This window comes from Staphylococcus cohnii subsp. cohnii (genome assembly GCF_002902365.1).
Lineage (GTDB): Bacteria > Bacillota > Bacilli > Staphylococcales > Staphylococcaceae > Staphylococcus > Staphylococcus cohnii.
On the sequence record NZ_PPQC01000068.1, the window covers coordinates 59142 to 72972 of the forward strand.

General features: G+C 32.6%; 14 protein-coding genes. 13 read left to right on the plus strand and 1 reads right to left on the minus strand.

Going from position 1 to position 13831, the window contains the following annotated elements; all coding sequences use genetic code 11:
- The first annotated feature begins 140 nt into the window (after positions 1-140).
- The 6 genes from CD032_RS12210 (at position 141) to rny (ending at position 6518) form a co-directional block, all read left to right on the plus strand.
- Entirely contained in the window at positions 141-971 is an 831-nt protein-coding gene (locus CD032_RS12210; protein WP_019468706.1) for a DUF3388 domain-containing protein, read from the plus strand.
- Positions 972-1002: 31 nt separating this feature from the next.
- Positions 1003-1395: a helix-turn-helix domain-containing protein gene (locus CD032_RS12215; protein WP_019468707.1), complete on the plus strand. Its 393-nt coding sequence runs from the start codon at positions 1003-1005 to the stop codon at positions 1393-1395.
- A gap of 52 nt (positions 1396-1447) precedes the next feature.
- Positions 1448-2026, plus strand: coding sequence for a CDP-diacylglycerol--glycerol-3-phosphate 3-phosphatidyltransferase (pgsA, locus tag CD032_RS12220; RefSeq protein WP_019468708.1), 579 nt, complete (start codon positions 1448-1450; stop codon positions 2024-2026).
- A 229-nt stretch (positions 2027-2255) separates the two neighbouring features.
- Positions 2256-3401, plus strand: a complete 1146-nt coding sequence (locus CD032_RS12225) for a CinA family nicotinamide mononucleotide deamidase-related protein (protein ID WP_019468709.1) — start codon at positions 2256-2258, stop codon at positions 3399-3401.
- A gap of 171 nt (positions 3402-3572) precedes the next feature.
- Positions 3573-4625: a recombinase RecA gene (gene recA, locus CD032_RS12230; RefSeq protein ID WP_019468710.1), complete on the plus strand. Its 1053-nt coding sequence runs from the start codon at positions 3573-3575 to the stop codon at positions 4623-4625.
- A gap of 333 nt (positions 4626-4958) precedes the next feature.
- Positions 4959-6518: a ribonuclease Y gene (rny, locus tag CD032_RS12235; protein WP_019468711.1), complete on the plus strand. Its 1560-nt coding sequence runs from the start codon at positions 4959-4961 to the stop codon at positions 6516-6518.
- Between the two features lie 243 nt (positions 6519-6761).
- On the opposite strand, the gene CD032_RS12240 is transcribed toward rny, so the two are convergent.
- Positions 6762-6977 (minus strand): hypothetical protein, encoded by a 216-nt coding sequence (locus tag CD032_RS12240; protein WP_019468712.1) that lies wholly within the window; start codon positions 6975-6977, stop codon positions 6762-6764.
- Between the two features lie 166 nt (positions 6978-7143).
- On the opposite strand from CD032_RS12240, the gene CD032_RS12245 reads away from it, so the two are divergent.
- From CD032_RS12245 to CD032_RS12275, 7 genes are all read left to right on the plus strand, one after another.
- The gene (locus CD032_RS12245) at positions 7144-7935 is read left to right on the plus strand and encodes a TIGR00282 family metallophosphoesterase (RefSeq protein ID WP_019468713.1); all 792 of its coding nucleotides are present in this window, start codon (positions 7144-7146) and stop codon (positions 7933-7935) included.
- A 110-nt stretch (positions 7936-8045) separates the two neighbouring features.
- The gene (locus tag CD032_RS12250) at positions 8046-9806 is read left to right on the plus strand and encodes a 2-oxoacid:acceptor oxidoreductase subunit alpha (protein ID WP_019468714.1); all 1761 of its coding nucleotides are present in this window, start codon (positions 8046-8048) and stop codon (positions 9804-9806) included.
- Positions 9807-10673 carry a 2-oxoacid:ferredoxin oxidoreductase subunit beta gene (locus CD032_RS12255; protein WP_019468715.1) on the plus strand — a complete coding sequence of 289 codons (867 nt, stop codon included), beginning with the start codon at positions 9807-9809 and terminating at the stop codon, positions 10671-10673.
- A 144-nt stretch (positions 10674-10817) separates the two neighbouring features.
- On the plus strand, positions 10818-11441 hold the full coding sequence (locus CD032_RS12260) for a poly-gamma-glutamate hydrolase family protein (RefSeq protein ID WP_019468716.1): 624 nt from the start codon (positions 10818-10820) through the stop codon (positions 11439-11441).
- Between the two features lie 132 nt (positions 11442-11573).
- On the plus strand, positions 11574-12197 hold the full coding sequence (locus tag CD032_RS12265) for a poly-gamma-glutamate hydrolase family protein (RefSeq protein WP_019468717.1): 624 nt from the start codon (positions 11574-11576) through the stop codon (positions 12195-12197).
- Between the two features lie 68 nt (positions 12198-12265).
- Positions 12266-12667 carry an RrF2 family transcriptional regulator gene (locus CD032_RS12270; RefSeq protein ID WP_019468718.1) on the plus strand — a complete coding sequence of 134 codons (402 nt, stop codon included), beginning with the start codon at positions 12266-12268 and terminating at the stop codon, positions 12665-12667.
- Positions 12668-13120: 453 nt separating this feature from the next.
- The gene (locus CD032_RS12275; RefSeq protein WP_103211519.1) at positions 13121-13417 is read left to right on the plus strand and encodes a thiamine-binding protein; all 297 of its coding nucleotides are present in this window, start codon (positions 13121-13123) and stop codon (positions 13415-13417) included.
- The last annotated feature ends 414 nt before the right edge of the window (positions 13418-13831 follow it).

Here is a 13831-nt window from a genome sequence, read left to right on the forward strand (position 1 = left end):
ATATCATTCATTACATTACATTACATTTTAAAGTTATTTATGCTGTACCATGCTTTTTTCATTTAATAGATAACTAGAAATGTGATAGATTTTAGTCAAAGCTAATTGCTGTGATTTATAAACTAAGGGGTGTATATGCCATGACAGTTGCTGCAAAAAAAGAATGGTATTTAGAATATGAAATAACAATGAACAGAGCTGGACTGCTAGGTGATGTTTCCAGTTTGTTAGGTATGATGGGTATAAGTATTGTTACAATAAATGGTATTGATGAAGGTAGAAGAGGTCTGTTAATTAAATCTGATAATCTTGAAAAAGTTAGTAGATTTGAAAATATCGTTAGTGAAATTGATGATATCTCTATTACCAAATTACGTAAACCAGAATTGCGAGATCGATTGGCAGTGCGACATGGCAGATACATAGAACAAGATGCTGCTGATAAAAAAACATTTCGTTTTGAAAGAGAAGATTTGGGTTTATTAGTAGATTTTATGGCCGAATTATTTAAAGAAAAAGGTCATAAATTGATTGGTATTAGAGGTATGCCAAGAGTAGGTAAAACTGAATCAATTGTAGCCGGTAGTGTCTGTGCACACAAGCGTTGGTTATTTATTAGTTCTACTTTAATTAAGCAAACTGTTCGTAGTTCACTCATAAAAGGTGAGTATGATTCTGATCACGTCTATATTATTGATGGTGCGGTTACGGCAAGAGAATCCAACCAAAAACATCAAGAATTAGTGAAAGAGGTTATGAGCTTACCAGCAATTAAAGTTGTAGAGCATCCTGATTTATTTGTGGAAACCAGTGATTATGAGATGAGTGATTTTGATTACATCATTGAACTAAGAGAAAATAAAAATCAAGAAATCCATTATGAAGAAATGAAAAAACACACCGTGAAAAGTAAAAATAATCTTGATTTCGGTGACGATGTTTTCGGTGGAGGTTTTGGATTTTTTGAATAGCAAAAGATAATGGATGAGGAGGACTAACATCGTGAGTTTAGTTGGTCAAACTTTAAAAGGACGTCGTGAAAGATTAGGTATGACATTAACAGAATTAGAAAATCGAACAGAAATTAAACGTCAAACTTTGACACTCATTGAAAAAAATGATTTTGAGTCACTTAAAAATGCAGATTATGTAGAAGGCTTTATCCGAAAATATGCAAAGGCTGTAAATATTGATGCTGAACAGCTTATTCATGCACATAGAGATGAAATTCCTAATCATGATAATAACCTGAAAGATACAATTGACGCTTTTTCTTCTGATCATCAACCTACTTATCGTAGTAAAAACAAAGAACCTTTGCAGTTAGCAGTAGTAATAAGTCTGGTGATTATTATCACTGCTATACTGTGGATATTAGCAGTATTATTTTTATAAAAATGTTTTCGTGCATTGTAGTAAGTTATATATATAGAAATGAGGATTTGAAATGAATATTCCGAATTGGATAACTGTTTTTAGAGTTATATTAATTCCAGTATTTCTATTATTCGCTTTAGTAGATTTTGGTTTTGGAAATGTAACTTTTATTGGTGGATATGAAATTAGAATCGAATTATTAATTAGTGGCATTATCTTTATTATTGCTTCGTTAAGTGACTTTGTAGATGGTTATTTAGCAAGAAAATGGCAACTCGTTACAAATATGGGGAAATTTTTAGACCCATTAGCAGATAAACTACTTGTTTCAAGTGCTTTGATAGCATTAGTTGAAATTGGATTAACAAACTCTTGGGTAGCGATTATCATCATTGCGCGTGAATTTGCGGTCACAGGATTACGATTATTACAAATCGAACAAGGTTTTGTAAGTGCAGCTGGGCAATTAGGTAAAATTAAAACGGCCGTTACGATGATAGCGCTAGTATGGATTTTACTTGGTGACCCATTAGCAACGTGGATTGGTTTTCCAATAGGTCAGGTGCTTTTATACATTGGAGTATTCTTTACTGTTCTTTCTGGTATTGAATATTTCTATAAAGGTAGAGATGTATTCAAAGCCAAATAATATGTGTTTAATTCTGACAATCTTGAATTCAACTGGAAAGTGTTTTTTAAAGCACATTTCCAGTTTTTTTATTGAAATAATATGTTTTATAACAGAATGATGATTAATCAAAACAGAACAATTTACAAACGGAATTTTAGTTTTTAGATAGAGTTAGATTTATAATAAAAATAAGAAATTTAACATGTTAAATAGCGAAAAGGTTATTTGTGAACGAGGAGGAAAAAATGTGAATGTGTCAATTATAGCGGTTGGGTCTGAATTATTACTGGGTCAAATTGCAAATACCAATGGTCAATATCTGTCAAAATTATTTAATGATATAGGACACAGTGTTGTAGAACATATTGTAGTAGGAGATAATCCTGAAAGGCTTGAACGAGCGATACATTCATCTTTAGAGCAATATGATGCTGTTATTCTTACTGGTGGATTAGGACCTACTAAAGATGATTTAACGAAGCATACGATAGCTCAGATATTAGATCGCAATTTGGTCACGGATGAAAAATCATTGGAGTATATAGAGCAATATTTTAAAGATCAAAATGTTGAAATGACACCGAACAATAAACAACAAGCATTAGTCATAGAAGGTGCAATAGTTTTAGATAATAAAGTAGGTATGGCACCAGGCATGTTAATTGAACATAACGATAAACATATTGCTTTATTACCTGGTCCACCTAAAGAAATGCAACCGATGGCAAAAGACGGTTTATTACCTTATTTTTTAAATGGAGAAAGCATTATTTTTTCGGAATTATTGCGTTTTGCAGGCATAGGTGAATCAAAAATTGAAACTATTTTAATGGACTTAATAGATAATCAAACGAATCCTACGATTGCCCCTTTAGCAGGTACACATGAAGTGAATATAAGATTGACGGCGAATGGTGATTCAAAACAAGAATGTGAAGCATTAATAGCGCCAGTAAAAAAAGAAATACTGTCACGTATTGGTAATTATTATTATGGATCTGATGACATTTCCATAGAAGCAGCGTTTTTAAAACATATAAAGCAGTCAATTGCAATCTATGATGGTGTTACAGATGGTGAATTATACTCGAGAATGAAAAATAATGATGATTCAAATAAAATTTTGGGTATGTTACCGCACCACCAACAATTTATCAATCTTAAAGAAAGTATTGAGCGTCAACTGTCAATATCATGTCGTATCGTTAAAGATTTATATAATGCGGAGATAGGTATTTCATTATTATACGAAAATGGTACAGTATACTTAGGTATTTTAGAAAATGAATATCTAACAATTAAATCATTTAAAATGACGAAAAAGAGAAATTTAATAAAAAAAAGAGCACAAAACTATGCATTAATCCGATTATTAAACTATTTTAAAGCATAAATGATTAGACCAAAAACAAATAATGATTAGTACGTACGTTCCCTTTTTGCAAAAAATGTTCTACTACTAGCGAACAAATATTCGCAAAATGCTTGCAGAATACTTTAAATCAATGTATAGTATGGTTAAGATATTTTTCAGAGATAAATCTCACTTAGGAGGTCCAGCGTTTTGGATAATGATCGTCAAAAAGCTTTAGATACAGTAATTAAAAATATGGAAAAATCATTTGGTAAAGGTGCAGTAATGAAACTTGGTGATAATGAAGCACGCAAAGTTTCTAGTGTATCAAGTGGTTCAGTAACTCTAGATAACGCATTAGGGGTTGGTGGTTACCCTAAAGGTAGAATTATAGAAATATACGGACCAGAAAGTTCCGGTAAAACAACTGTTGCATTACATGCCATAGCTGAAGTACAAAAAAATGGTGGCATTGCTGCATTTATTGATGCTGAACATGCTTTAGACCCAGTTTATGCTGAAGCATTAGGTGTTGATATTCAAAATTTATATTTGTCTCAACCAGATCATGGTGAACAAGGCTTAGAAATTGCTGAAGCATTTGTTAGAAGTGGTGCGGTAGATATTGTTGTTGTCGACTCAGTAGCTGCGTTAACACCGAAAGCTGAAATTGAAGGTGAAATGGGCGATACACATGTCGGTTTACAAGCGCGTTTAATGTCACAAGCACTACGTAAATTGTCTGGCGCTATTTCTAAATCAAATACAACTGCTGTATTTATAAATCAAATTCGTGAAAAAGTTGGTGTTATGTTTGGGAATCCTGAAACGACACCAGGTGGACGTGCATTGAAATTCTATAGTTCAGTGCGTTTAGAAGTTCGTCGTGCAGAACAGTTGAAACAAGGCCAAGAAATTGTTGGTAACAGAACAAAAATTAAAGTGGTAAAAAACAAAGTAGCTCCTCCATTTAGAGTGGCAGAAGTTGATATGATGTACGGTAAAGGCATCTCCAAAGAAGGAGAGCTCATTGATCTTGGTGTAGAAAATGAAATCGTCAATAAATCGGGTGCTTGGTATTCTTACAATGGTGAACGTATGGGTCAAGGTAAAGAAAACGTTAAATTATATTTAAAAGAAAATCCAAAAGTTAAACAAGAAATCGATCAAAAATTACGAGAAAAACTTGGTATTTTCGATGGTGACGTTGATGAAAAAGAAGAAGAAGCACCTGCTACACTTTTTGATGAAAAAGATGAATAAATTATATTTTAATGTAAAATAAAAATTTTTTCTTTTATAAAATAAGCTTGTATTTTAAGATATAAGCTTATTTTTTGTTATAATATATAGGTTTAAAAATTATTAAATAAGAATATTTTATGATGAAAATACAACAAGAAATAGACAATAGCAGTAACTATAACTAATTTAATGTAAAATGAGCTATTCAAATAATGAATTAATGTAGTTGCACACCTTGACACTTCTTAGTTTGAAACCGTACAATTACATTGTATGATTCTTATATAACTTCATATAATCATATTGAATTTGATATACAGAGCAAAATCCTAGAAAAAAGGGGGTGTTTGTGTGAATTTATTAAACCTCCTACTCATTTTGCTAGGTATTATTCTCGGAGTTGTTGTAGGGTATATTATTGCCCGAAATATATTGCATCAAAAGCAATTACAAGCAAGACAGACTGCTGAAGATATTATCGAACATGGTAATAAAGAAGCAGAAAATATCAAGAAGGAAAAGCTCCTTGAAGCTAAAGAAGAGAATCAAATCTTAAAAGAGCAAAGTGAAAATGAACTTCGTGAAAGACGTGGTGATCTTCAAAGGCAAGAAGCACGACTTCTTCAAAAAGAAGAAAACTTAGAGCGAAAATCTGATCTTTTAGATAAAAAGGATGAGATTTTAGAGCAAAAAGAGTCTAAACTTGAAGAACGACAACAACAAGTAGATGCAAAAGAGAGTAGTGTTCAGTCATTAATAAATAAGCATGAACAAGAATTAGAACGCATCTCTGGTCTCACTCAAGAAGAAGCTGCCAATGAACAACTTCAAAGAGTCGAGGAAGAATTGTCACATGATATTGCAATACTTGTTAAGGAAAAAGAGAAAGAAGCAAAAGAAGCAGTCGATAAAAATGCAAAAGAGTTATTAGCAACTACTGTACAACGGTTAGCTGCAGAGCATACTTCAGAATCTACAGTATCAGTTGTTAATTTACCAAATGACGAAATGAAAGGTCGAATCATTGGTAGAGAAGGTAGAAATATAAGAACGTTAGAAACGTTAACTGGTATTGATTTAATTATAGATGATACACCAGAAGCAGTTATTCTATCAGGTTTTGACCCAATTAGACGCGAAATTGCAAGAACTGCATTAGTAAATCTTGTTTCAGATGGACGAATCCATCCTGGAAGAATTGAAGATATGGTTGAAAAAGCTCGAAAAGAAGTAGACGATATTATAAGGGATGCGGGTGAACAAGCAACATTTGAAATTAATGTGCATAATATGCATCCAGATTTAGTTAAAATTCTAGGTCGTTTACAATATCGTACTAGCTATGGTCAAAATGTGTTAAAACATTCTATAGAGGTTGCCCACTTAAGTGGCATGTTAGCAGCTGAATTAGGAGAAGATGTTACATTAGCCAAACGTGCTGGATTACTTCATGATGTTGGTAAAGCTATCGATCATGAAGTTGAAGGAAGTCACGTTGAAATTGGTGTGGAATTAGCTAAAAAATACGCTGAAAGTGAAACAGTATTAAATGCTATACACTCACATCACGGTGATGTAGAACCAACTTCTATTATTTCTATATTGGTTGCAGCAGCGGATGCTCTATCAGCTGCTAGACCAGGTGCTCGTAAAGAGACTTTAGAAAATTATATTAGAAGATTGGAAAGACTAGAAACACTTTCAGAAAGCTATGATGGTGTTGAAAAAGCATTTGCAATCCAAGCTGGTAGAGAAATCCGGGTTATTGTATCACCAGAAACTATCGACGACTTAAAGTCACATCGCTTAGCAAGAGATATTAAGAGCCAAATTGAAGACGAACTTCAATATCCTGGTCATATAAAAGTGACAGTTGTTCGTGAGACTAGAGCAATTGAATACGCAAAATAATAAATAAAAACATAATTAAGTTATGAAATAACTGCTAGCAAAAAGTAAAACTTTGTTGGCAGTTATTTTTAGTTTGTTAAAAATAATACAATTTTTGACATATTGAGCAAGTATCAATATATTGTGAGGAAGAAATCTACTGACAATATAAATGAGTCTGGGGCATCATTGATGTCTCAGACTCATTGTTTAAAAACTAAGCATTATATCTTAGTTTCTGTTATTGTTATGTGCTATGTTTAGTTATTTTAACTCTAAGTCTACTTTCTGTAATTCTTTGATTACTTCAGCAGTGTCATAACAACTTGTGGAGATATTGGCATACCTTTCAGCAAGTCTATAAGCATTGATATATAACTCTAAGCTATCCTTAGCAATATCTTCCGGATTGTCACTATTTGCAGGGTTTGCAGAGACAACTAAATCAGCAAAATGTTGTGGATCAATATTAATTGACATTTCTTACATACAACTCCTATTTTTTTGAAATGATACTTAACTATAATATAAATATTACCACCAATCTGAAATTTAAAACAAAGTAATGTTTATGAATATTTATTAAAGAGCCTTTTCATCATAGATAATTTCAATTAAACTAACAGTAAGAGAGGATGACACGTAAATGAGAATTTTATTTATTGGGGATATTGTTGGTAAATTAGGTAGAGAAGCTATTTCAAACTATTTACCCAAGTTGAAACAAACTTATAAACCTACCGTTACAATAGTAAACGCAGAAAATGCAGCTCATGGTAAAGGTTTGACCGAAAAAATATATAAATCTTTACTAAGAGAAGGCGTTGATTTTATGACAATGGGAAATCATACATATGGTCAACGTCAAATATATGATTTTATAGAGAATGCCAATCGGATGGTTCGTCCAGCTAATTTTCCAGATGAAGCACCTGGTGTTGGTATGCGCTTCATTCAAATTAATGAAATCAAATTGGCTATCATTAATTTACAAGGACGTGCATTTATGCAAGATATTGATGATCCTTTTAAAAAAGCAGATGCCTTAATAGCTGAAGCACAAAAAGAAACAGATTATATCTTTGTTGACTTCCATGCAGAGACTACTTCAGAAAAAAATGCAATGGGATGGTATTTAGATAATAGAGTTAGTGCTGTTGTTGGTACACACACACATATCCAAACTTCAGATGAAAGGATATTACCTGGAGGCACAGGATATATTACAGATGTAGGCATGACTGGTTACTACGATGGTATACTTGGTATTAATCGTGAAGAGGTGATTACTCGCTTTATCACGAGCTTACCACAAAGACATGTCGTTCCTGATGAAGGTCGCAGTGTATTATCGGGTGTAATTATAGATTTAAATAAAGATGGTAAAACAAAACGTATAGAACGTATTCTTATTAATGATGACCATCCATTTAAATAATCGTCCATTAGTATGAATTTTTAATTAAACCGCTCTTTTCATAGTAAAAGCGTGGTTTGTTTTGGTATGATGAAATATGAATTATTATAACCACTAGGAGGCTAGATGATATGAAATCTCAAGTATCATGGAAAGTGGGCGGACAACAAGGTGAAGGTATTGAATCAACAGGTGAAATCTTTGCCACTGCTATGAACCGTAAAGGATACTATTTATACGGATATCGTCATTTTTCAAGTAGAATCAAAGGCGGTCATACAAATAACAAAATTAGAGTATCAACATCACCAGTACATGCAATTAGTGATGATTTAGATATATTAATCGCATTCGATCAAGAAACTATCGAATTGAATCACCAAGAAATGCGTAAAGATAGCGTGATTATTGCTGATAGTAAAGCTAAACCAGAAAAGCCTGAACATTGTGAAGCACAATTGGTTGCGCTACCTTTTACTGCTACTGCGAAAGAATTAGGCACGACTTTAATGAAAAATATGGTCGCTGTTGGTGCAACATGTGCCGTAATGAACTTAGACATTTCAGATTTCGAAACACTTATCACCAATATGTTTACTAAAAAAGGTGATAAAGTTGTAGAAATGAATATTGAAGCATTGAATGAAGGTTATCGATTAATGAACGAGCAATTAAGTACTATTGATGGTGATTTTGTTTTAGAAACAACAGAAGGTACACCACATCTATATATGATAGGCAATGATGCGATAGGTTTAGGTGCGTTGTCTGCCGGATCAAGATTTATGGCAGCATATCCTATTACACCAGCATCTGAAATTATGGAATATATGATTGAAAACTTACCTAAAGTTGGGGGTACTGTCGTACAAACTGAAGATGAAATCGCTGCAGCAAATATGGCAATTGGCTCCAACTATGCTGGCGTACGTGCATTTACAGCAAGCGCTGGACCTGGTCTTTCACTCATGATGGAAGCTATTGGCCTATCTGGTATGACTGAAACACCATTTGTTGTTATTAATACACAACGCGGAGGTCCATCCACTGGATTACCTACCAAGCAAGAACAGTCAGACCTTATGCAAATGATTTACGGTACGCATGGTGATATACCTAAAATAGTTGTAGCACCTACTGATGCCGAAGATGCATTTTATCTTACGATAGAAGCTTTCAATCTTGCTGAAATGTATCAATGCCCTGTAATCATTTTAAGTGATTTACAATTGTCATTAGGAAAACAAACTGTAGAATCATTAGACTATAATAAAATCGAAATAAATCGTGGGGAAACGATTCAATCAGATATAGAAAGAGATGAAGCTGATAAAGCATACTTCAAACGTTATGCGTTGACTGAAAGCGGTGTCTCTCCTAGACCGATTCCTGGAGTTAAAGGAGGCATACATCATGTTACGGGTGTGGAACATAATGAAGAAGGTAAGACAAGTGAAGCAGCTGATAACAGACAACAACAAATGGATAAACGTATGCGAAAAACAGAACATCTATTGATTAATGATCCTGTAGAAAATGATGCGTCTCATGAAGCAGCCGATATTCTTTATTTAGGTTTCATTTCTACTAAAGGCGCGATCCAAGAAGGTAAAGAAAGATTAGAGCAACAAGGTTTGAAAATTAACCATTTACAAATTCGACAGTTACATCCATTCCCAAGCAAAACGATACAAGAAGCGGTTGATAAAGCTTCAAAAGTTGTAGTTGTTGAACATAATTATCAAGGTCAACTTTCAAATATATTAAAAATGAATGTGAACGTTGGAGATAAGTTAATTAATCAAACGAAATATGATGGTACGCCATTCTTACCAAATGAAATAGAATCCAAAGGATTAGAGATTGCCAAAAATTTAAAGGAGTTGGTATAAGTGGCAACATTTAAAGATTTTAGAAATAATGTGAAGCCCAATTGGTGCCCTGGTTGTGGAGATTTTTCTGTTCAAGCAGCGATTCAAAAAGCAGCTGCAAATGTTGGACTAGAACCTGAAGAAGTTGCAATTATAACAGGTATCGGGTGCTCAGGCCGCTTATCTGGTTACGTTAATTCATATGGTGTTCATGGCATTCACGGTCGTTCATTACCATTAGCACAAGGCGTGAAAATGGCTAATAAAGACTTGACAGTTATTGCTTCCGGTGGTGATGGTGACGGTTATGCCATTGGAATGGGACACACGATTCATGCGCTACGTAGAAATATGAATATGACATATATAGTTATGGATAACCAAATCTATGGTTTAACAAAAGGACAAACATCACCATCTTCAGCACAAGGTTTTGTGACTAAATCTACACCTAAAGGCAATATTGAGAAAAATGTTGCGCCACTAGAGCTTGCATTGTCATCAGGTGCAACATTTGTTGCTCAAGGCTTTTCTAGTGATATCAAAGGTTTAACTAAAATGTTGGAAGATGCAATTAATCATGATGGTTTTTCATTCGTTAACGTATTCTCTCCATGTGTAACATACAATAAAGTAAACACTTATGATTGGTTTAAAGAAAATCTTACCAATATTGATGAAATTGAAGATTTTGATACGACCGACAAACAAAAAGCGACTCAAAAAGTTTTAGAATATAATTCATTACTTAAAGGCATCGTATATCAAGACACAGAAACACCTTCTTATGAATCTCAAATTGAAGAAATAGAAGGCACAGCACTAGCCAAAAAAGATATTCACCTTGATGAACAACAATTCAAAGACTTAACAAAACAATTTGTATAGTAGCTTATCTACTTAAATAGTAACCAAAAGCGTAAAATAACTAGCTGATCACAAAAAGATGATTTTCATAGAAAAATCATTGTTTTATATTTGTGGATCAGCTATTTTTATACATAAACATTAAAAGTGGAGGCATAGAGAAAGATGGTTGATCATTTTGCGACAATGAAGGAATTACTAACATACACACACGAAGGTGAAGATTGGGAAATTCAAATGTGTGAAAGGGATTCACCTGTACTCATTACTGCTGTACATGGAGGGGCTATAGAAAGAGGTACAACTGAAATTGCACAATATTTAAGTGAAATAGGAGATTTCAGTTTTTATAGTTTTAAAGGTGTAAGAAAAAATAAAAATAATGAACTTCATGTTACGTCAACTCATTTTGATGAACCAAACTTAAAAAAAATTGTGAGCGAACATGCCCAAGTTATATCGATTCATGGTTGTATGGGTGAGAAAAATGAAGTGTATATTGGTGGTAGAGATGAAGCGTTAATTACGCGCATAAAACAAGTATTAAATGAGGCAGGAATCATTATAAAGGATGCACCATCTCATATTGCTGGTAAACAACAAGATAACTTTGTCAATTGTGGCAAGAAAGGAATGGGCGTACAGTTAGAATTGACCGTTAACTTTAGGAAACATTGTTTTGTTAATAAAAAATTTAATCTAAAGGATAGAGAAGATCGTTCAAATTGGTCAACTTATTTAAAAGAATTTTCGAAAGCAATGGTTAATGCGATCACCTACCATAAATAGTTAACCGCAAATTGCTCAGAAGCAATTGTAAAAATATTGTTAATAAACTAGTGAAAACTTAACAGTGATTTAAGATAGTAGACGCTAAAGTGTGGTAAATAAAAAAGGTACATTTATAAAGGAGGGGGAAATATGTCTGATCGATTTAAGTCTATGACAGAATTAATGGATTATACAGAGGAAAATACGGATTGGGTCATTCATTCTATTAAGCGAAATAGTAATATTATAATAACTGCAATTCATGGGGGAGCTATTGAACCGGCTACTACGGAATTGGCGGAATTGACAGCTGAGAAAGGTAGTTTTGACTACTTTACTTTTAAAGCAATTAGAACAAAAGCTAATTCAGAATTACATGTGACCTCCAGGCGCTATGATGAACCTAAATTGATGAAAATGATTGCTAATAATCCATATGCTATCGCTATACATGGTTGTAAAGGTGAAGATGAAATTATTTATATGGGTGGTAAAGACGAGCAATTAATGGATGCAATGACGGAAGAATTTGAAAAACTAGGGATAGATGTCAGACAAGCGCCATCACATATGTCTGGTGCACATGATGACAATATTATTAATTGCTGTAAAACTGAAAAAGGTGTACAACTCGAATTAACCTCAGGAATAAGAAAAAAATTGTTTGAAAATGAACGCTATAATAAAAAAAGTAGAGAAAACAGCAGTAATTGGTCTCAGTTTATGTATGATTTTGCACAAGCAATCATTAATGCGACCAAAAATATTGCATAATATTGAAAAGGGAAAAGAAACGAGTTATTATAGATTTATTATATCTATAATAGGAAGATGATGAATTTATGAAATTTTCAAAAGCGACTGATTATGCTTTACATGCATTGTTATTTATGATCAATAACCAAGGGGACCAAAAAAAGATTCCTGTACAAGATTTAGCATCTGTTTTAGGTGTTTCTACAACTTACTTATCTAAAGTACTGACACGTCTAGTAAAAAGCAATATCATTTCTGCTAGTAGTGGTGCTAAAGGTGGGTATCAATTAAAAAATGGTTGGGATTCAGTATCCATATATGATGTCATTATTACAATTGATGGGAAACAAAGTTTATTAGAGGACTCTTTTAATCATGATGAAGGTTGCCCCGTTAAAGCTATAATGGAAGACGCTGAAACAACTTTGATAACAACATTGAAACAAAAGAAATTAATAAGTTTGGATAAAAAAGCATCAGATAAATGATTTTATAGTATGGAAATAAGAAATGACAAACTATTTCTATATATTATTTTAAATTTATTATAGATATTAAAATCTTTAATCTATGTATAAATAAAAGGAATGGAATTTGAAGATGGTAGTGTTATACAAATAGAGGTACATCTACTCAAATGATGTTTGATACATAAGTCCGCTTTTTAAATAATATAGAGCTACAACATGAAGAACAAGGAAAAATCAAATTGACATTTTCTGGAAAATCAGTATTAATGGGTAGTATGTAGTAGGAGAGAGTAATGATAACTTTCTTAGTCAATTATTCGATGTGCCTTAGATTGGCGAAGAACATTGCCAAAAATAAGATGATGGCTCTTATAGATAAAAATTATCAATAAACAAAGATTTAGAATTCTATACCTTAAGTTAATGTTTTGGTAAACTGAAGATAAGTAAAATTTAAGGGGTTGAATAGGCATGAACGATACTTTAATGAGCGTACAAATTATTCCTAAAACGACTAATGGTGAAGACGTAATACCTTACGTAGATGAAGCAATTAAAATGATAGATGATTCCGGTTTAGAATATCGTGTTGGACCACTAGAAACAACTGTGCAAGGTGAGATGAATGAATGCTTAATATTGATTCAAAAGCTTAATGAGCGAATGGTAGAACTAGAAATACCAAGTACCATCAGTCAAGTGAAATTTTATCATGTTCCTGAAGGTATCACGATTGAAACATTAACTGGAAAATACGATGAAATCTAAGTGATTTTCATGTTAGATAGATATTGACGATTGATGATATAAAGATAAGATTAAATTATTAACTCTATAAGGTGCATCGTTAATTTAGTTGAAGTTACTAAATAATACGTAAGTACCTTATTTTTTGTGGGTGAAACTAAGGCTAATTTTATACGACAATTTTATAATACTAGAGATACTTTTAAAGGTAATTACAATTTTTCGTGATGATTAATTACAAATTTCTGTTATTGGCTAATATATATTTAAGTAAAAAGAGTTATTGTTATATAAATTGTTAAATCAAAGTTGATTATTGTATATGACTTTTGCACTTTAGTGCTAAATTTAATATAATGAAATAATGATTATAGATAAAGTTATAGAACTTTGAACGACTCGATTGTTAAACAGCGAGATAGAATCTATTTTAAA